Origin of the sequence: Streptomyces sp. NBC_01198, assembly GCF_036010485.1 — a bacterium.
Lineage (GTDB): Bacteria > Actinomycetota > Actinomycetes > Streptomycetales > Streptomycetaceae > Actinacidiphila.
Genome location: NZ_CP108568.1, coordinates 2,542,152 through 2,561,062, shown reverse-complemented (window position 1 = coordinate 2,561,062; position 18,911 = coordinate 2,542,152). Strand labels below are relative to the sequence as shown.

The following is an 18,911-nucleotide window of genomic DNA, read 5'->3' as shown; positions in this document are numbered from 1 at the left end:
GGTCAGTCAGCGATGGCGCCGGCCGCCTGCATCTCCTCGAAGAGGTTCTCCACGAAGGAGTCGATCGTCGGATAGTCGATGAAGCCGGTTGCCGGAACCGGGTAGGCGAGTTCGTCGCCGAGCTTCGCGGTCAGCTCGATCAGCATTAGCGACTCCGCGTTCAGGTCGAACAGTTCGGCCGCCGGGTCGGGCAGACCGTCCTCCGTGGGCTGGGGGCCCAGCGCTCGGCCGATCTCGTCGCGGAGGTATTCGGTGAGCAGGGAGATCTGGACCACGACCGGGCGGCCGGTCAACTGGTCGCGCAGGGGCGTGCGCTCGCTCGTGGCGGCGGCCGTGCGCGGGGCGGGGTCGTACCAGAAGCGCTCGCGTTGGAAGGGGTAGGTCGGCAGGGAGGTGCGCAGGAAGGGGCGGTCGGCGTAGAAGGCCGCCCAGTCCACAGCCAGGCCGGACAGCCAGGCCCGGCCCACCGAGGCGAGCAGGGCCGGCAGGCCGGGGGCGTGGGCGGAGTCGGGGGCCAGGTCGAGGCGGGTCCAGCCGGCGCCGTGCAGGGCGGCCTCGGGGGAGGCCGCGGCGCCACCGGGCGGACCGCCGGGGCCGGTCCAGCCCCCCGCCGACCACAGCGGCAGGGACGGACTCGGCGCGGAGGGGGGCGTCGCCGCCGGATCGAGCATGGTCGCCGGGGAGATGGCGCCCGCCAGACAGCCCGCCGCGCGCCAGGCCTCGGGCCCGACAGCGAGCACCGCGGCGGGCACGATGCCCCAGGCCCGCAGGACCTGCGCGGTCGCGTACTCGGCAAGCGCCGCAGCCACGGCGTCGCCCGCCGTAAGCACGGAACCCGCGACCGCCGGGTCAGCGCTCGCCTGCGCCAGGCAGTCGTCCACCGCCGTGCGGAAGGCCGGGGACTGCTCGTAGAGCGCCGCCGCGTGGGCGCCCCCGTCGGGGGAGGTGCCCGTGCAGAGGAAGGCCGCCGCCGTGCCCTCGGCGGTCGCCTCGCCCGCGGGTACGCGCTCGCGGCCGCCCACCGCGAGTGCCATGGCCGCGTCGCGCGGGTCGGTCGCCACGACGAAGCGCCGGTGCGGGTGGACGCGGCGGCCCAGCGCCAGGGTGCCGGCGATGTCCTCGAAGGGCGTGCCGCCGTGCCGCCGCAGGTGCCGGGAGAGGTCAGCGGCGGCGCGGTCCGCGGCCGCCGCGGTGGCCGCGGACACCAGCAGCAGCGCCGGGCCGCCGGGTCGGCCGGTGGCCGGCCGGAGCGGCGCGGGGGCCTCTTCGAGCACGACGTGCGCGTTGGTGCCCCCGATCCCGAAGGCGCTGACGCCCGCCCGCCGGGGCCCGGCCCCCTCCGGCGCCGGCCAGTCCCGCAGCTCCGTGTTGACCTCGAACGGCCCCCCGGCGAAGGGGATCTCCGGATTCGGCGCCTCGAAGTCCAGCGTCGGGACGAGCGTGGCGTGCCGCAGCATGAGCGAGGTCTTGATCAGTCCCGCCATGCCGGCGGCGGTGTCCAGGTGGCCGACGTTGGACTTCACCGAGCCCAGCGCGACGGGGTGCCGCGGCCCGGCCGATCCGCCCGCGGCGAACGCCTCGTTCAGCGCGGCGACTTCGATCGGGTCGCCGAGCGCCGTACCGGTGCCGTGCGCCTCGACGTAGCCGATCGTACCGGGCTCGCAGTCCGCGACGCCGAGCGCGTCGGCGATCACGGAGGCCTGCCCCCGGATGCTCGGTGCGGTGTAACTGGCCTTGACCGAGCCGTCGTTGTTGACCGCCGAGCCCTTGATGACCGCGTGCACCCGGTCGCCGGCGGCCAGCGCGTCGGTGAGCCGCTTGAGCAGTACCACCCCGACGCCGCTGCCGATGACCGTGCCCTGGGCCTTGGAGTCGAAGGCGCGGCAGTGGCCGTCGGGGGAGAAGATCATGCCCGGCTGGTGCAGGTAGCCCTGGTCCTGCGGGAAGCGGATGTACGCGCTGCCGGCCAGCGCCGCGTCGCACTCGCCGCCGAGCAGCGCCAGGCAGGCCAGGTGGACCGCCACCAGCGACGTGGAGCACGCGGTGCCGACGTTCACGCTCGGTCCGCGCAGGCCGAGCTTGTACGACACCCGGGTGGCCAGGAAGTCCTTGTCGGTGGCGATCATCAGCCGGTAGCGCTCGACCTCGGAGGCGTCCCGGTAGCGCTCGGCCAGCTGGTGCAGCGCGTAGGCGTTCAGCCCGACGCCGGCGTAGACGCCGATCGGGCCCGCGTGCCGGTCCGGGTCGCAGCCGGCGTCCTCCAGGGCGGTCAGTGCGCATTCGAGGAAGATCCGCTGCTGCGGGTCGAGGACTTCCGCCTCGTCGCGCGGGACGCGGAACAGCCCGGCGTCGAACTGGTCGATGCCGGGCAGGATCTGCCCGGCCTTCACGTACTGCGGGTCGGCCAGGACGCGCGGGCTGACGCCCGCGGCCAGCAGCTCGTCGTCGGTGAAGTACGTCGTCGTCCTGGTGCCGTCACGGAGGTTCTGCCAGAAGCGCTCGGTGCTCTCCGCCCCGGGGAAGCGGCAGGCCATGCCGACGATGGCCACGTCCGACTCCCGGACGTCGTCTGTAGGGTCCACGCTGGGTCCTCAGTTCTTGTCGTCCTCGGCTAACGGTGGTTGCCGCGCGGTCGCTTCACGGCAGCCAGATGCCCACGTCCGCGGCGACCTGGGGCATGTCGACGAAGCTCGTGGCGACGAAGCGCGCCGCGTCCTCGTCCGCGTCGAGGTCGCGGAAGATGCCGGTCACCTCGCGCAGTTGCTGCTCGCGGTCGCCCTGCCCTGCGGCGATCTCCAGGGTGACCTTGCGCAGCCGCTCCTCGACCCGGGTGATGTCCAGCACCTGCGGGAATTTGATGCTGAACGTCGAGCGCTCGGTCCCGGTGCCGTTGCGCCGGACCGCACGGGCGTGGCTGGCGGCGTTGAGCTTGTAGAACATGCAGTTCCAGTGCTTGAACGCGTAGTAGTTCAGCAGCGGGAAGAGCGTGCAGTGGGTCTCCAGCGGCGAGGACTCGTAGAGGCCCTTGGCCTTGAGCTCGGCGACGATCGCGTCCGGGTCGTAGTCGTGCCGCATGGCGATGAACGGGAAGACGATCCTGGGCAGTTCGTCGTCCTCGGCGAAGAGGATCCGCTCCAGCTCGCCGCGGAAGACCTCGTCGGTCAGCCGGTCGCCGAAGCGCTGGTAGAAGCCGCGGACGATCTCCCGGACGTTCGACTCCATGGTCAGGATCTGCTGCGGGTCGGCGCACATCGCGATGTACGGGATGCCGTTGCGGTAGGCGTGCAGGACCGCCCGCAGCACGAAGAAGGTCCGGCAGGAGGCGCAGGGCAGCTTCTCGTCCAGGTACGAGCCCGGCTTGGCCGGTGCGGGCCGGTTGAAGACCTCCCGCATCACCTTCTTGATGTTCTCGTCGTCGGCGTCCAGCACGAAGTCGGCGGCGATCTTCTCCCGCGCCAGCCGGATGTTGTCGGCGGCGTGCGCGCTCTCGAAGGGCACGTCGAAGGTGTAGGCGAGCACCCGCTTGCCGTATTCGTTGACGAATTTGTCCAGCATGTAAGTGCTGTCCTTGCCGCCGCTGTACATGAACAGGCAGTCGTAGCGTGCGTCGGGATCCGGCGGCGCCTGCTGGAATTCGGCGAATACCCCGCTGGTGTAGCGGAAGTTCACCAGCAGGTCGCCTGCGATATCGAGGCGGCAGAGATTGCACAGGCCGGTCGCGTCGACGCTGATTCCGGGGTGGTCGCCGCTCAGCGAGCAGACATTGCAGTTCGTCACGATCGCTCCTGGTGGGCGACGGGAAGTACGGTACGTGCCGTTCTGCCGACGGCGCGCACCAGACTAACCACGGACGGCACGCGGCCCGTGAGGTTCAACTGCGGAGGCCGCGCAGTCAAACGGGCCGGGGTAATTTCCGCTGGCGGCGCGGCGGTTGGTGAACAGCCCGGTCAGAAGAAGTCGGCGGAGGACCGCCGGGATGGGTTGCCGCGGACAACCCTCATTGGGTATTCTCCCTCCGAGGGTTGCGACGTACAACTACGGGAGTCGTCATGTTATCCACCTGGGGCCGCCTCCTGGTCAGGTTCCGCTGGGCGGCCATCGCGGCCGGTATCGCGGTCGTCCTGGTCGGCGGCGGGTGGGGTGGCGGCGTCTTCAACACCCTCAAGTCCGGTGGCTTCGACGACCCGGCCAGCGAGTCGGGGCGGGCCTCGGCGCGGATCGCGGCCGACCTCGGAGCGCGCGACGTCGACGTGGTCGTGCTGTACACCAGCCGCACCGCCACCGTGGACGACCCCGCCTTCGCCGACGCCGTCCGCTCCACCGTCACCGGCCTGCGCGGCCGCCCCGAAGTGGCGAACGTGACGACCTACGCCGACAGCGGACTGCCCTCGCTGCGGTCCAGGGACGGGCACTCCACCGGGGTCCTGATCACCCTGAAGTCCCTCGACCAGGACGTCAAGAACAAGCAGTACAAAGCCATCAGGTCCGAGCTGGCCGCACCCGGCCTGACCCGGCAGGTCGGCGGCGTCGTACCGCTCGCGGTCGTCACCGACGACATGGCCAAGAAGGACATCAGCAAGGGCGAGATGATCGCATTCCCCGCCCTGCTGGTACTGCTGATCATCATCTTCAGCGGAGTGGTGGCGGCCGGCATGCCGCTGCTGGTGGGCGTCCTGGCGATCCTCGGCGCGCTCACCGCGACCCGGGTGATCGCCGAGTTCACCGACGTGTCCACCTTCGCGGTGAACACCATCACCCTGCTCGGCCTCGGCCTGGCCATCGACTACTCGCTGCTCATCGTCAGCCGCTACCGCAAGGAACTGCTGGAGCACGAGCCCGCCGAGGCCATCGTCCGCACCATGGCCACCGCGGGGCGCACCGTCCTGGTCTCCGGGCTGACCGTGGTGCTCGCGCTGTCCAGCCTGCTGATCTTCCCGCTGGTCTTCCTGCGCTCGATCGGATTCGGCGGCATGTCCGCGGTCTTCGTGGCCATGGTCAGCGCGCTGACCGTGCTGCCGGCCCTGCTCGCGGTGCTCGGCCGCCGGATCAACGCCTGGCACGTCCCCCTCCCCGGGCGGCGGCGCCGGGAGGCCGCGGCCGGGAGCGGCGGCGGCAGCTGGGAGAAGATCGCGCACACCGTGATGCGCCGCCCGGTCGTCTACACCGTGGGGGTGCTGGTGGTCCTCGCGGTCTTCGCCGCGCCCTTCATGAAGGTGCACTTCGCCGGCAGCGACGAGCGGGTGCTGCCCAAGTCCACCGAGGCGCGGGTGGTCTCGGAGCGGCTGGCCGCGGACTTCCCCGGCGGCTCCGAGGCGCCGATCGAGATCTACGCCGGCCATGTCACCGACCCGCAGCTGACCGACCTCACCGCCAGGATCGGCAAGGTGGCCGGTGTCACCGACGCCAAGGTCGTGGCCCGCAAGGGCACCTCGGCGATGCTCAGTGTCGGCTACCGGGGAGCGCGTACCGGTGACACCGCCTACGACGCGGTGCGCGGCATCAGGGCGCTGGACGAACCCGCGGGCGTACAGGTGCTGGTGGGCGGCAGGCCCGCGATGGACGTGGACCGGCTGGCGACGCTCGGCGACGGGCTGCCCTGGATGCTGGGCATCATGGCGGCCGCCACCTTCGTGCTGCTCTTCCTGTCCTTCGGCTCGATCGTGCTGCCGCTGGTCGCCGTGGTGATGAACCTGGTCTCGATCGGCGCGTCCTTCGGCGTCATCATCTGGATCTTCCAGCAGGGCCACCTGTCGGGCCTGCTGCACTTCACCCCGACCGGATTCCTCGAACCCACCGTCCCGGTGCTGATCCTGGCCACCCTGTACGGCCTGGCCACCGACTACGAGCTGTTCCTGGTCTCGGCGGTACGCGAGGCGTGGCCGACGGGCGCCGAGGGCAAGGGCGGCCCGGGCGCGCAGCGGGCGATCGCGGGCGGCCTGCAGCGCACCGGACGGATCATCACCGCGGCGGCACTGCTGCTGGGCGTGGTGGACGCGGGCTTCTCCACCAGCGGCATCGTCTTCACCAAGATGATCGGCATCGGCATGGTCATCGCGCTGATCGTGGACGCCACGCTGGTCCGCGTGGTGCTGATGCCCGCGGTGCTGCGACTGCTCGGCCACGCGGCCTGGTGGTCGCCCGGCCCGCTGGCGAAGCTGCACGGCAGGGTCGGCGTCCGGGAGACCCAGGAGCCGGAGGAGCGAGTGGAAGAGCCCGACCTGGTATGACCCCATGAACCGACAGCGGCCGGCCCCTTCCCCCGGGGGGTCGGCTGCTGTCCCGCGTACATCCCGGGTACGTCCCGGCCGTTCGGGGGAACGGAAGCGGCCGCCGAGACGCGGCACGCTCCCCCTGAGATCACAGGCAGGTTCCAAAGTCCTGAAAATATTCGGACACGAGGGGTTGGGAACATGTTGGATCTGGTCCGGATGCCGGACGAGGACTACGCCGGAGTCATTCCGGGGCGCAAGGACGCGGCGCCCGGGATCTCGGTGGAAAGTCACCCGATCCGTATCATTGAAATAGACCGCCTGGTATTGATCGGCTCGCCGCGGTCCACCGGTGAGGATCCCGTGCACACCCGGGCGCTGGCCGAAATCGCCGACCTGCCGCCGGTCCTCGTGCACCGGGCGACAATGCAGGTGATCGACGGAATGCACCGGGTGCGGGCAGCGCTGCTGAACGGCCGGTCCGTCATCAAGGCCCGGCTGGTCGACTGCGATTCCGCGACCGCTTTCGTGCTCGCCGTGCGGGCGAATGTCACCCACGGCCTGCCGCTCTCGCCGCAGGACCGCAGGACCGCCGCCGAATTCATCATCGCCCTGCACCCCAACTGGTCGGACCGCGCTGTCGCGGCGGCCGCCGGGCTCTCCGACAAGACCGTCTCCGCGCTGCGCGCCGCGCCCGCCTCTGAGGCCCAGCAGCCGCGCGACCGGATCGGCAGGGACGGCAGGGTCAGGCCGCTCAACAGCGCGGCCAGGCGCCGCCAAGCGGCCGTGATGATCGCCGAGCGCCCCGACGCGGGCCTGCGGGAGATCGCCAGGGCGACGGGACTGTCGCCCGCCACCGTCAGGGACGTCCGGCTGCGCACCGACCGGGGCGAGGACCCGGTCCCGGCGAAGTACCGCGAGGCGCCCGGGACGTCGGGCCTGGTCCCGCGGGCCTGCCCGGAACCGCAGGAGGCCGCGCCGGAGGCTGCCGCCCCGGTGCGCCGGCCGACCAACGGGCCCGGGGTGGACGGCAGGGCGCTGCTGGCCAAGCTGATGAGCGACCCCTCGCTCCGGTTCAGCGAGGCGGGCCGGGTGGCGCTGCGCTGGCTGCACCACCATGCGGTGGACCTCGACAGCTGCCGCGGGGTCGGCGGGACCATTCCCGACCACTGGTCCGCCCCCGTCGCCGACCTGGCCCGCAGCTGCGCCACGGCGTGGCTGACGCTGGCCGACGAGCTGGACGAACGCCGCTGATATCGCGGCCAGTTGGGCCCGCCGACCTGTATTGACAGGACACTGTGTTTCGAAAGAGTGCGGGATCGCACGTGACCCGGCGCCGGCGCGGCCGGCGCCGGTCAAGGAAGGGAGCCACCATGGCCGTTGTCCCCGACCCGGCGGAGCGGCCCGCGCCGATGGGCAGGACGGCCCTCGCGGCGTCGCTCGAACAGGCCCACGAGCGGGCCCACGCAGAGGCCCGCGACCAGGCCGGTGACCAGCCTGACGACCGGGCCGGCGCGCCGGGCTCCGCGGACGGGCGGGCGGCCGGGCCGGCCGCGCCGCCGGAGACCCCGCCGGACGCGGTGACCATCGCCATGGAACTGCTCTCGCCCGACGGCCGGGCGAACCCGTATCCGCTCTACGCGGCGGCCCACCGGCTCGGCCCGGTCTCCGGGATCGGCGGCGGCTGGTTCGTGGTGGCCGGCTACGACGCGGTCAACCAGGTGCTGCGCAGGACCGACTTCGGGGTCACCGGGGCACAGATCACCCGCGAGCGGCGGGAGGAGCACGCCTCGCTCGGGCTGCTGGCCCAGTCGATCCTGGAGACCGATCCGCCCGAGCACACCCGGGTGCGCTCGCTGATCGGCTCGGTCTTCACCCAGCGCCGCGTCATGGCGCTCGAACCGATGATCGCCGCGGCCGTCGACGCGCTGCTCGACCGGCTCGCCGAGTCCGGCGCGGACGGTGAACCCGTCGACTTCATGGCGGAGTTCGCCTTCCAGCTGCCGGTCACCGTCATCTGCGATCTGCTCGGCGTGCCCGCCGCCGACCGGCAGCGCTTCCGTACGCTGGCCGCCGGGCTGACCACGGCGCTCGAGTTCATGTCCGACCCGTCCGGCCTCGCGCCCGCCGACGCGGCCGCGACCGAACTGGCCGGTTACTTCTCCGCGTTGATCGCCGACCGGCGCACCGGCAGCCGCACGGACGACGACCTGGTCGGCGCGCTGCTCGCGGCCCGCGACGCGGCGGACGGCCGGCTGTCGGAGTCCGAACTGCTGGCCAACCTCACCCTGTTGCTAGTGGCCGGCTTCGAGACGACGACGGACCTGCTGGGCAACGGGCTCGGCGTGCTCTTCGACCACCCCGACACCGCCTGCTGGCTGCGGTCGCCGGACGGCGACGTGGCGGCCTTCGTCGAGGAGGTGCTGCGCTACGAGTCGCCGGTCCAGCTGACCTCCCGGGTGGCGCTCACGGACGGCCTGGAGGTGGCCGGCATACCGGTCCCGGCCGGCTCCCGCCTCATCCTGCTGCTCGGCGCCGCCAACCGCGACCCGTCCCGCTACCAGGCCCCCGACGCCTTCGACCCCTCCCGCACCACGATCAAGCCGCTGAGCTTCGGGGTCGGCGCCCATGTCTGCCTCGGCAACGGCCTGGCGCGGCTGGAGGCCGCCGTCGCCTTCCCCCGCCTGCTGTCCCGCTTCCCGGCGCTCACCGCGGCGGCGGCCCCGACCCGCCGGGACCGCGCGGTGCTGCGCGGCTACCAGACCTTCCCGGTCCTGCTCGGCTGAGGCGCCCGCGTACGGCGAGCTGACCGGCGGCCTCCGTCAGCCGCGCTCCATCACCTGCTTGAGCCGGGCGAGGTCCTCGGTCACCGCGTCCGCATCACGGCGGAAGTCCTCCTCGCTCGTCCCCGCAAGCCGTCGCAGGGTGAAGACCACCTCGCAGCCGCCGCCGTCCGCGATCACCCGTACCGGGTTGTGCACGGTCTGCCCGGAGGGCAGCGTGACGTCGTGGTCGAGCACGCCGAAGTCGTTCCTGGGCGCGAAGGCGACCACCACCCGACCCATGGGCGACTCGGCGACCCACTCACCGTCGACCTCCTCGACGGACTTCCCCAGCCCGTGCGCCCATTCGGGCAGCCGGGAGGGCGCCGACGCGAAGTCGTAGACGTCCTGGGCGGATCGGTCGATATGCGTGCTGATGTGCCGTGATGCGGCGGCGGAAGTCTCCATGCCGGCGACGCTACCGATCCGCGCCGCACGGCGTCATGAACGAAACGGTCATCACCACGTCCCACGCCACGACCGTTCCGCTCGGCCGCGGCCATCGGCGGGGAGCCGGGAGCCGCGGCAGCGCGCGGGGAATTCGGGTGAATACGCGGGCGGGGCGGGTGCTGTTCAGCGCCTCGGGCGTCGGCTTCGTCACGTTGACCATGAAAGTTAGGGATGCCTAACCTAAGTCGCCCGCTTCCCCGCGTACTCACCGAGGTGGTTCCCCATGCCCCTGCCCGATCTGTCGCCGCACGTCATGACGCTGTCGGCGGCGGCGCCTTCCACCCCGCTCGGGCCCTTCGAGGACAGCGCCGTGACGTGGACGACCTGGGTGACGCTCATCGGCTTCGTCGGCCTGACCGCGCTGGCGCTGACCGCAGTCGGGCCCGCCGCCCGTGCGCTCGGGGCCGCGGCCCAGGGCGCGCTGACCGCCAGGCTCGCCCGGGCCGCCGTCGTCCTCGGCGTGCTCGCGGTGCCCGCCGTCCTCAGCGACCTCGCACACGGCGCGTCCGCGAGCGGCGGCTACGACTACACCGCCGCCCGGGACGCCCTCTACGACGGCAGCAACGGCGGCCGCCTGCTCGGTCTTGAGGTGACGCTGATCCTCCTCGGCGCCGCGCTGCTCGCACCGCTGACCATGCGCAGGATCGCGGCGGGCCCGGCCAGGACGTGGCTGCTGGCCGCCGGGCTCGGCGCCGGAGCCGTCGCGCTCGGCACCACCAAATTCCCCGACGCGGTGCCCGAGGACTGGGGGCGTACCAGCTTCGAGACCGTGATGTGGATGCTGCACCTGCTCGGCGGCTCGGTCTGGCTAGGCGGCCTGGCGGGGCTGCTCCTGCTGCTGCTGCCCGGCGCGCTGCCCGCGGCCGTGCCGGCCGCCGGCCGGGGCGCCTTCTGGTCCCTGGCGATACGCCGCTTCTCCGCCGCCGCCATGACCTGCGTGGCCGCGATAGCCCTGTCCGGGCTGTTCCTCTACTGGGAGCACGTCGACGGGCTGTCCCAGCTCACCTCCACCATGTACGGCCGGGTGCTCGGCGTGAAGATCCTCATCTTCGGCACCCTGCTGCTGCTCGGCGCCTTCAACCAGTTCTGGCTGCACCCGCGGATCGACGCGCTGCGTGCCGCCGGCGACGACCGGCCGCTGCACAGCATCCTGGTCAGGAGGTTCCCCGCCACGGTCACCGCCGAGACGCTGCTCGGCATGGCGGTCGTCTTCGTCGCCCCCTTCCTGCACGGCTCGGCGCGCAACCAGGCGTTCCAGGCCGACGCGGCGAAGCACGCGGGCGCGGTCTCGGCCGACGACCTGCCCAAGATCCCGGCCAAGGAGGTCAGCGCGTCGACCTGGGTGTGGGGCACCTCGGAGACCGTCGTGGTCATCGCGGTGATGGTCGCCGCCTACCTCGTCTCCGGCCGGCTGGCCCGCCGCCGCAACGCCCCGGTCACTCCGCAGCCGGCGGTGGCCGTGTCGTGACCGGCCCCCACGGGAGGCGGCCGCCCCGTATCGTCGGCGGTGTGGTGAGCGGAGCTCCGGGTGACGGGTGTGGCGGCCGGCGACACCCCCGTCCCGTCACATCGGCGGGTCCCCGGCCGTCATTACCTCGCAGGCACCGGTGAGAGAATGTGACGAGATGAACGAACACGACTGGCTGGTCGAACGATTCGAGAGCGACCGACCCCGCTTGCGGGCGGTGGCGTACCGCATGCTCGGCTCGCTGGCCGAGGCGGACGACGCCGTGCAGGAGTCCTGGATCCGGCTGAGCCGCGCGGACGTCGACGCCGTGGAGAACCTGAGCGGCTGGCTCACCACGATCGTCGCCCGGGTCTCGCTGAACATGCTCAAGTCCCGCAAGTCGCGCCGCGAGGACCTGGTCGACACCACCGAGCCCGGCGGGACGCACAGCGCTGACGTGACCGCCGACCCCGAGCAGGAGGCGCTGCTCGCCGACTCGGTCGGCCTCGCGCTGCTCGTCGTCCTCGACACGCTCACGCCGGCCGAGCGGCTGGCCTTCGTGCTGCACGACATGTTCGCCGTCCCCTACGAGGACATCGCGCCCATCGTGGACCGCACCCCCGCCGCGGCGCGCCAGCTCGCCAGCCGGGCCCGCCGCCGCGTCCAGCAGGCCGGCTCGGGCGCGTCCGTGGAAGCGGCCAGGAGTGACGACGCGGTGGACGGCGCCGGCCGGGCAGACCTCGTACGCGCCTTCCTCGCCGCCTCGCGGGACGGCGAGTTCGAGGCACTGCTCGCGGTGCTCGACCCCGACATCGTCGTCCGTTCCGACCAGGCCGCGGTCAACATGAGCGCCGGCGCGGCGGTGAGCGTCGCCGCTGAGATCCGCGGCGCCGACGCCGTCACCCGCGCCTTCCTCAACCGCGTGTGGGCGCCGGTACCGGCCCTCATCGACGGCCGGGCGGGGCTGGCCTGGGCGCAGAACGGCGAACCGCGGGCCGTCTTCCGCTTCACCATCGCCGGCGACCGGATCACCGCTATCGACATCCAGGCCGATCTGGCCGGCCTGGACATCGACCTGCCGTGAGGGGGGCGAAAGGCGGCAGTACGCGAGCGTGGGCGAAAGGCGTCGGTCCGCGGGCGCCGGCGAAAGGCGTCAGTCCGCGAGGGAGTCGAACGCCTTCAGCAACTTCCGCTGGATATCGCTGATCTGGTAGTACGAGCCGAGCTTGTAATACTCCTCGCTCGGCGAGAGCGTCAGGCCGTAGACGAGCGTGCGCTTCTCACCCGCGTACGCGTAGGGCGCGTTGTTGGCGTAGGTGGAGAACTGCGCCAGGTCCGCGTCGTCCTGCGCGGGGGCCAGCGTCGGGTCGGTGGATATCACGGCGAAGCAGAGCCGCTCGATCTTTCCGGAGTCCCAACTGAGCGTCGGATAGACCGCGAAGGAGCGCGGCGCGAAGGCCAGGCCCTTCTCGACCGGCAGGTGGAGTCCCATCTCGCGGACCATCGACAGGACGGGCCCGGCTTCGAGGAATTCCGGGTTCAGATTGCTGAAGTACAGATTCACCTGGCGTTTCTTGTAGTCCAGCGAGATCATCTGCACTTTGTCCAGGCCGTACCTGGCGAAGAGGTCCGCGTTCTCGGCCACGCTCGGCGGCATCGACGGGATGTCGATGAGCTCGGCGAGACCGGGCATGTCGCGGGTGGGAAAGAAGGCGTAGGTCTTCTTGAAGCCGCTGGTGACCTCGCCGTCGACGGCGAACATCGAGACGGGCAGTGCCTTCTGGGTGTCGGCGAGCAGGTTGCCGACCGGGTGGTCGGTTTCCGGAATGGCGCCGGTCGCCAGTGCGGCGGCATAGGGGTCACCGTGGTCGGCCGGCACCGAGATGCTGAAGTCCAGCTCGGTCGCGTGCCGCCCGCTCGCCATCGAGAAGACGATCACGCTGTCGGCGAGAACGTCCTCGAACGCGGTCAGAATCGGCCAGACCTTCTCGCGCGAGCAGGCGACATCCAGCAGCCCGGCCGCTTCCTCCATGGCCGCGTACACGCGCGCGACTTCACCGGATCCGGACATTGAATCCTCCACGCATAGATCGTGACGGTCGGTCGGTTCAGCATTCGTCACGAGCCTTGGCGGGGGCTGGGCGGCCGGTTGGTGCCGGCTTGGTGTCAGCGCGAGCCGAGGACCGCGTCCTGGCTGCCGCGGCCGGAGACCGCCTCGGTGACCGACCTGGCGATGTCCCGGCCGGTGAGTCCGGCCTGTTCGAGGATGTCGGGCCGGGTGTCGTGGGTGAGGAACTCCTGCGGGAGGCCGTAGGTGACCACGGGCGTGTCCACCCCGGCCGCGCGCAGCGTACGGGCGACGGCGTCGCCGAAGCCGCCCGCGACGCCGTTGTCCTCCACGGTGACCACCAGCCGCGCGTCGCGCGCCGCAGGGACCAGCGCCGGGTCCACCGGCTTGACCCAGCGCGGGTCGAGCGCGAGCGCGCCGATGCCCTGGTCGGCCAGCCGGCCCGCCGCGTCGGCGCAGACGCCGGCCATCACCCCGGCGCCGACCAGCAGGACGTCCACCTCGGTCCCCTCGGCCGGCCGCGCCACCACGTCCATGCCGCCGAGCCTGCCGAGGCCGGGGACCTCGCCGCCGGCCGGGGCCTTGGGGAAGCGCAGCAGGGTCGGCCCGGTGGAGTCCTCGACCGCCTCGCCGAGCAGCTCGGCCAGCCGGACCGCGTCCCGCGGTGCGGCGACCCGCAGCCCCGGTACGAGCTGGCTGAGCGAGCCGTCCCACATGCCGTTGTGGCTGGCGCCGTCCGGGCCGGTCACCCCGGCCCGGTCCAGCACGAAGGTCACCGGCAGCCGGTGCAGCGCCACGTCCATCAGCAGCTGGTCGAACGCCCGGTTCAGGAAGGTCGAGTAGAGCGCCACCACCGGGTGCAGGCCGCCCATGGCCAGCCCCGCTGCGCTGGTCACCGCGTGCTGCTCGGCGATGCCGACGTCGAAGACCCGGTCGGGGTAGGCCTTCGCGAAGGGCGCGAGGCCGGTCGGGTGCAGCATGGCCGCGGTGATCGCGACCACGTCCCGGCGCCGGCCGCCGATCCTCAGGATCTCGTCGGCGAAGACGTGCGACCAGGTGCGCCCCGCCGCCTTGACCGTGGTGCCGGTCAGCGGGTCGGTGCCCGCCGCGACCTGGTGCAGGCAGTCCTCGTCGTTGTTCTCGGCCGGCGGATACCCGTGGCCCTTGAGGGTCAGCACATGGACGATCACCGGCCCGCCGAAGCCCCGGGCGTGTGCCAGCGCCCGCTCCACCGCGGCCTGGTCGTGGCCGTCGATCGGGCCGACGTACTTCAGGCCCAGGTCCTCGAACATCACCTGCGGCTGGAGGACGTCCTTGAGCCCCTTCTTGATCCCGTGCAGCGTCTCGTAGAGCGGGGCGCCCACCAGCGGGGCCCGCGGCAGCGTCGACTTGACCGAGTCCAGGACGCTCTCGTAGCGCCGGGTGGTCCGCACCTGCGCCAGATGGGCGGCGATGGCGCCGTGGGTGGGGGCGTACGAGCGGCCGTTGTCGTTGACCACGACGACCACCCGGTTGCGCTGGTCGGCGGCGATGTTGTTCAGCGCCTCCCAGGCCATACCGCCGGTCAGGGCGCCGTCGCCGATGACGGCCACCGCGGTGCGGTCCAGCTCGCCGCGCAGCCGGAACGCCTTCGCCAGGCCGTCGGCGTACGACATCGACGTCGACGCGTGCGAGTTCTCCACGTGGTCGTGCGGCGACTCCGCGCGGCTCGGGTAGCCGGACATGCCGCCGGGCTGCCGCAGGGTGGCGAACTCCGGCTGCCTGCCGGTCAGCAGCTTGTGCACGTAGCTCTGGTGGCCGGTGTCGAAGACCAGCGGGTCGCGCGGCGAGTCGAACACCCGGTGCAGCGCGATGGTCAGCTCCACCACCCCGAGGTTGGGCCCCAGGTGCCCGCTGTTCGCCGACACCGTCGAGATCAGCCGGCTCCTGATCTCCGCGGCCAGCGACGTCAGCTCGTCCGGTCGGAGATCCTTCAGATCCTGCGGGCCGCGAAGCGAATCAAGGAGTGTCATACGGCAACACTCCTGGCGCCGGTGAAATACCGTCAACCGGTCGCCGGGGGCAACATATTGCCGCCGTTCCCCCGGATGACAGTTTCCTGTCACTCGACCTGGGCGCGACAACCGTATCCGGCCCCCGCCGGCCGCCCGAAGAAAACGGACCCCGAGGGCCTTCCCTCGCGAAACAGGACACCGTTCCCGTGCTGCCCGCTTAAGGTTCTTGGCCGGAACTCTCTGTCCACCAGAAGCGATTTATTCATTGCGCCGGGAATGGCATATGTGGGCGCCGCTACGGATTGTAAGTGACCCTTGACTGAGTATGGGTTCGCCGCTACACTCGCCCGGGCAGACTGGATAATGTAGCGCAGCGGGGGCGCGAAGTGCAATTATTTGGTGCATGGCTGGAACCCGACCGCGGGCGCAATGGCTGGAAGTTGACATTCTGGTGGCCCGGTCCGGTGGAAGTCGAAAGCAGCGGTTCTCCAGTCGCGGTTGCCGCTTCCGGCAACACATCGTGTCAGGGTCACGCATCCCATGAAGGGGTGCGTGACCTCTGGCTTGTTCCAGGCGTGGTGTGAGTGCGCTCTGAAAGTCGTCTCATGTGGACCGTTCGCGCGCGCTATACGGAGCGTTCGGTGACCGGATACTGCCTGGCCGAGGCGCCCGGCAGCCTGCCAGGCCGCAACCCGGTCCTGGTCGGGCGCCAGGATCAGGCGGTGAGATGTTGGGAGTTCGGGATGGCGAACGAGGAAATCAGCGTCGATAGGCCGGCCATAGGCATGGAGTTAGCCGGCGGCGGCCCCCCGCAGATCGATGGCGGGCGGCCGTCGGGAAGAGCCTACGGAGATGCGCGGCGCATCGCGGAGCTCGAACGCGAAGTGTGGGAGCTCCGCCGCACCAATGAGTTTCTGAAAGAGTATTACGCGAAGGATCTCGCCCTCGAAGCAAAACCTCCGCCGGCCGCCCGGGTAATGGGCGCAATCGGGGAGAGAAGTCCGGCGGAAGTCGTGGTAGCGCCCGCTGTCCAAGCGGGCGCGATCCGCTGGACGCCGGCGCAGTCCCCGCAGATTCCGGACACCCCGCGGCCCATGGCCGAGTTCCGGGCGCTCGGCCCGATCGAGGCGGTGGTCGGCGGCCGGCTGGTCGACCCGGGGGCCCCCAAGCAGCGCGCCCTGCTGGCGCTGCTGGTCAGCAAGGTGGGACAGCCGGTGGCCGTCGACATGATCGTCGAGGAGCTGTGGACCGGGAAGCCGCCGCCGTCGGCGGTCACCTCGCTGCAGGCCTACGTGGCCAACCTGCGCCGGGTGCTCGAACCCGGCCGGGTGCCCAGGACCCCGGCGACGGTGCTGCGCACCTACGGGCGCGGCTACCTGCTGGACAGCCGGGTGGTCGAGGTCGACGTGCACCGCTTCGGTGAACGCGCCGCCGCCGGCTGGCAGGCACTGGACTGGGGTGAACCGCAGCAGGCCGTCAGGGAGTTCGAGGCAGGGCTCGCGCTGTGGCGCGGCCAGGCCTACGCGGAGGTCGCCGACACCACCTACGTACGCCCGGACGTGGCCCGGCTGGAGGAGCTGCGGCTCTCGGTGGTCGAGGGGCGATGTGCGGCGCTGCTGGCCGTCGGCGCCCACGAGATGGCGGTGGCCGAACTGGAGGCGTTCACCCGGGCGCACCCCTTGCGCGAGTACGGCTGCGAGCTGCTGAGCCTGGCCCTCTACCGGGCCGGCCGGCAGGCCGACGCGCTGGGGGTGCTGCGGACCAACCAGAAGCGGCTGGCCGAAGAGCTCGGCATCGACCCCAGACCGGCGCTCCAGCACCTGGAGAACGAGATACTCAACCACGCCCCCGCCCTGGACTGGCGCCCGCACCCCCGGGTGGTCGCCAAGTCCGCCTGAGCCACCACCACCACCACCGCCGCCGCCGCCAAGCCGACGCCAACCTGCCGACCAGCGCGGGCCAACTCCCGCGGCTGATGCTGGGTGCCCTCAGCATCCGCCGCGGGAGTCGGTTCCTGCCGTCACGTCAGGAAAGGCCGAACATGGAGGCTATCGAGGTTCCGGTTCTGATCGTGGGCGGCGGCGGGTGCGGGCTGTCCGCGTCCGTCTTCCTGTCCGACCACGGTGTCGGCCACCTGCTGGTGGAGCGGCACACCGACACGTCGAAACTGCCGAAGGCGCACTACCTCAACCAGCGCACGATGGAGATCTTCCGCCAGCACGGCCTGTACGAGGCCGTCGTCGAACCGGCGGCGCCGCTGGAGAAGTTCGGCAAGGTCCGCTGGCAGACCACGCTCACCGGCGACGGACCGCTGGACGCCCGGGTGATCCACGAGATGGACGCCTTCGGCGGCGGCGCGCTCACCGAGACGTACGCGGCGGCCGGACCCGTACTGCCCATCAAGCTGCCGCAGCTCCGCCTGGAGCCGATCCTGCGCCGGCAGGCCGAGCAGCGCAATCCCGGGCGGGTGCTGTTCGGCCACGACCTGGTCGCCTTCACCGAGGACCCCGGCTCCGGCCGGGTCCTCGCCGAGATCCGCGACAGCGCGACCGGCGAGACCAGCACGGTGGCCGCCCGCTACGTCGTCGCGGCCGACGGCGGCCGCACCCTCGGCCCCGCGCTGGGCGTGCGGATGCAGGGCGTCTCGGCGATGGTCGACGTCACCACCGCGTACTTCTCCGCCGACCTGTCGCCGTGGTGGCACGAGGGCACGATCATCACCTGGCTGCTCAACCCCTACCGCCCCGACCTGTCGAGCACCCTGCTGGAAATGGGCCCCAGTTGGGGGAAGGCGTGCGAGGAGTGGGGACTGCACTTCATCCCCGGCGACGCCGACCGCTCCGACCCGCGGGCGGTCACCGCCCGGATCCGCGAGGTGCTGGGCTTACCCGGGCTGGATCTGACGCTGCACAAGGTGTCGCACTGGAGCGTGGAGGGCGTGCTCGCCGACCGCTACCGGGACGGCCGGGTGCTGATCGTCGGCGACGCAGCGCACCGCCAGCCGCCGACCACCGGCCTCGGCCTCAACGGCGGTATCCAGGACGTGCACAACCTGGCGTGGAAGCTCGCCGCGGTGCTGGCCGGCCACGCCGACGACGGCCTGCTGGACAGCTACGAGGGCGAGCGGCGCCCGCTGGGCAGGCGCAACGTCGAGTGGGGGCTGTCCACCTGGTTCCACCACCGGCTGATGACCGAGGCCGCCGTCGGGCTGGGCGCGCACATCCCGCCGGAGCGCCGGTCGTCGGCCTTCGCCGCGTACTTCGCCCCCTCACCGGTCGGCGAGGTGGTCAGGGCGCGGGCGGCGGAGATCTTCGGCACCCACCGCGCCGAATGCCAGGCGCACGACCTGGAGGTCGGCTTCGCGTACGAGGACGGCGCCGTCGTCCCCGACGGCAGCCCGCCGCCGGCCCGCTCCCCGATGGGCGACGCCCACCACCCCACCACCCGCCCCGGGCACGTGCTGGCGCACGCCTGGATCGAGCACCGGGGGCGCCGCCTGTCGACCCACGACCTGGTCGGGTCCGGGACCGGATTCGCCCTGCTCACCGGCGCGTCGGGCACCCCGTGGTGCGCGGCGGCCGCGGAGGTGGCCGAGAAGTTCGGCGTGCCGATCACCGTGGCCCGTATCGGCGACCCGGCGGACGGGGCGGAGTACACCGACGTCGAGGGCGGATGGGCGGCCGTCCGGGGGATCACCGACGCCGGCGCGGTCCTCGTACGCCCCGACAACCATGTGGCCTGGCGCTCCGCGGACGGCAGCGACAGCCCGGTGGACGTCCTGGGCCAGGCGCTCTCCCTGATCCTGGACCACCGGGCGACGGCCACCGCGGGGGGCCGGCTCCCCGCGGCCGGGACGGCCCGGTGACGGCGGAACCCACGTCACCGGGCACGGGCCCGGGCGGGGCGGGCCGCGTGTCACAT

12 protein-coding genes are annotated in these 18,911 nt (G+C 72.0%); 7 read left to right on the top strand and 5 right to left on the bottom strand.

Annotated features, from left to right (window positions below):
• Positions 1–2 precede the first annotated feature (2 nt).
• Together OG702_RS11325 and OG702_RS11320 are read right to left on the bottom strand one after the other, a co-directional pair.
• Positions 3–2,582 carry a type I polyketide synthase gene (locus tag OG702_RS11325; RefSeq protein ID WP_327288735.1) on the bottom strand — a complete coding sequence of 860 codons (2,580 nt, stop codon included), beginning with the start codon at positions 2,580–2,582 and terminating at the stop codon, positions 3–5.
• A 55-nt stretch (positions 2,583–2,637) separates the two neighbouring features.
• Positions 2,638–3,777, bottom strand: a complete 1,140-nt coding sequence (locus OG702_RS11320; RefSeq protein ID WP_327288734.1) for an OzmP — start codon at positions 3,775–3,777, stop codon at positions 2,638–2,640.
• 272 nt (positions 3,778–4,049) lie between these two features.
• On the opposite strand from OG702_RS11320, the gene OG702_RS11315 reads away from it, so the two are divergent.
• From OG702_RS11315 to OG702_RS11305, 3 genes are all read left to right on the top strand, one after another.
• Entirely contained in the window at positions 4,050–6,227 is a 2,178-nt protein-coding gene (locus tag OG702_RS11315) for an MMPL family transporter (protein WP_327288733.1), read from the top strand.
• 183 nt (positions 6,228–6,410) lie between these two features.
• Positions 6,411–7,463 carry a ParB N-terminal domain-containing protein gene (locus OG702_RS11310; protein ID WP_327288732.1) on the top strand — a complete coding sequence of 351 codons (1,053 nt, stop codon included), beginning with the start codon at positions 6,411–6,413 and terminating at the stop codon, positions 7,461–7,463.
• Positions 7,464–7,582: 119 nt separating this feature from the next.
• Positions 7,583–8,995 carry a cytochrome P450 gene (locus OG702_RS11305; RefSeq protein ID WP_327288731.1) on the top strand — a complete coding sequence of 471 codons (1,413 nt, stop codon included), beginning with the start codon at positions 7,583–7,585 and terminating at the stop codon, positions 8,993–8,995.
• A gap of 36 nt (positions 8,996–9,031) precedes the next feature.
• On the opposite strand, the gene OG702_RS11300 is transcribed toward OG702_RS11305, so the two are convergent.
• On the bottom strand, positions 9,032–9,439 hold the full coding sequence (locus OG702_RS11300; RefSeq protein WP_327288730.1) for an SRPBCC family protein: 408 nt from the start codon (positions 9,437–9,439) through the stop codon (positions 9,032–9,034).
• A gap of 265 nt (positions 9,440–9,704) precedes the next feature.
• Here OG702_RS11300 and OG702_RS11295 point away from each other — a divergent pair, with 265 nt between their 5' ends.
• Positions 9,705–10,949 (top strand): copper resistance D family protein, encoded by a 1,245-nt coding sequence (locus OG702_RS11295; protein ID WP_327288729.1) that lies wholly within the window; start codon positions 9,705–9,707, stop codon positions 10,947–10,949.
• Positions 10,950–11,106: 157 nt separating this feature from the next.
• Complete coding sequence (locus OG702_RS11290) at positions 11,107–12,012, top strand: sigma-70 family RNA polymerase sigma factor (RefSeq protein ID WP_327288728.1); 906 nt, start codon at positions 11,107–11,109, stop codon at positions 12,010–12,012.
• 69 nt (positions 12,013–12,081) lie between these two features.
• Here the strand turns inward: OG702_RS11290 and OG702_RS11285 are convergent, their stop codons facing one another.
• Together OG702_RS11285 and dxs are read right to left on the bottom strand one after the other, a co-directional pair.
• Positions 12,082–12,999 carry an aromatic prenyltransferase gene (locus tag OG702_RS11285; protein ID WP_327288727.1) on the bottom strand — a complete coding sequence of 306 codons (918 nt, stop codon included), beginning with the start codon at positions 12,997–12,999 and terminating at the stop codon, positions 12,082–12,084.
• 95 nt (positions 13,000–13,094) lie between these two features.
• Positions 13,095–15,008 (bottom strand): 1-deoxy-D-xylulose-5-phosphate synthase, encoded by a 1,914-nt coding sequence (dxs, locus tag OG702_RS11280; RefSeq protein WP_327288726.1) that lies wholly within the window; start codon positions 15,006–15,008, stop codon positions 13,095–13,097.
• A 1,076-nt stretch (positions 15,009–16,084) separates the two neighbouring features.
• Between dxs and OG702_RS11275 the strand changes: the two genes are divergently transcribed.
• Together OG702_RS11275 and OG702_RS11270 are read left to right on the top strand one after the other, a co-directional pair.
• The gene (locus OG702_RS11275) at positions 16,085–16,888 is read left to right on the top strand and encodes an AfsR/SARP family transcriptional regulator (protein WP_327288725.1); all 804 of its coding nucleotides are present in this window, start codon (positions 16,085–16,087) and stop codon (positions 16,886–16,888) included.
• A 143-nt stretch (positions 16,889–17,031) separates the two neighbouring features.
• Positions 17,032–18,855 (top strand): FAD-dependent monooxygenase, encoded by a 1,824-nt coding sequence (locus OG702_RS11270; protein WP_327288724.1) that lies wholly within the window; start codon positions 17,032–17,034, stop codon positions 18,853–18,855.
• Positions 18,856–18,911: the final 56 nt, after the last annotated feature.

Bases quoted from the DNA above. Each gene is read 5' to 3' on its own strand.
- OG702_RS11315 (WP_327288733.1), top strand. From the start codon at position 4,050: ATGTTATCCACCTGGGGCCGCCTCCTGGTCAGGTTCCGCTGGGCGGCC.
- OG702_RS11310 (WP_327288732.1), top strand. From the start codon at position 6,411: ATGTTGGATCTGGTCCGGATGCCGGACGAGGACTACGCCGGAGTCATT.
- OG702_RS11305 (WP_327288731.1), top strand. From the start codon at position 7,583: ATGGCCGTTGTCCCCGACCCGGCGGAGCGGCCCGCGCCGATGGGCAGG.
- OG702_RS11300 (WP_327288730.1), bottom strand. From the start codon at position 9,439: ATGGAGACTTCCGCCGCCGCATCACGGCACATCAGCACGCATATCGAC.
- OG702_RS11295 (WP_327288729.1), top strand. From the start codon at position 9,705: ATGCCCCTGCCCGATCTGTCGCCGCACGTCATGACGCTGTCGGCGGCG.
- OG702_RS11290 (WP_327288728.1), top strand. From the start codon at position 11,107: ATGAACGAACACGACTGGCTGGTCGAACGATTCGAGAGCGACCGACCC.
- OG702_RS11285 (WP_327288727.1), bottom strand. From the start codon at position 12,999: ATGTCCGGATCCGGTGAAGTCGCGCGCGTGTACGCGGCCATGGAGGAA.
- dxs (WP_327288726.1), bottom strand. From the start codon at position 15,008: ATGACACTCCTTGATTCGCTTCGCGGCCCGCAGGATCTGAAGGATCTC.
- OG702_RS11275 (WP_327288725.1), top strand. From the start codon at position 16,085: ATGGCCGAGTTCCGGGCGCTCGGCCCGATCGAGGCGGTGGTCGGCGGC.
- OG702_RS11270 (WP_327288724.1), top strand. From the start codon at position 17,032: ATGGAGGCTATCGAGGTTCCGGTTCTGATCGTGGGCGGCGGCGGGTGC.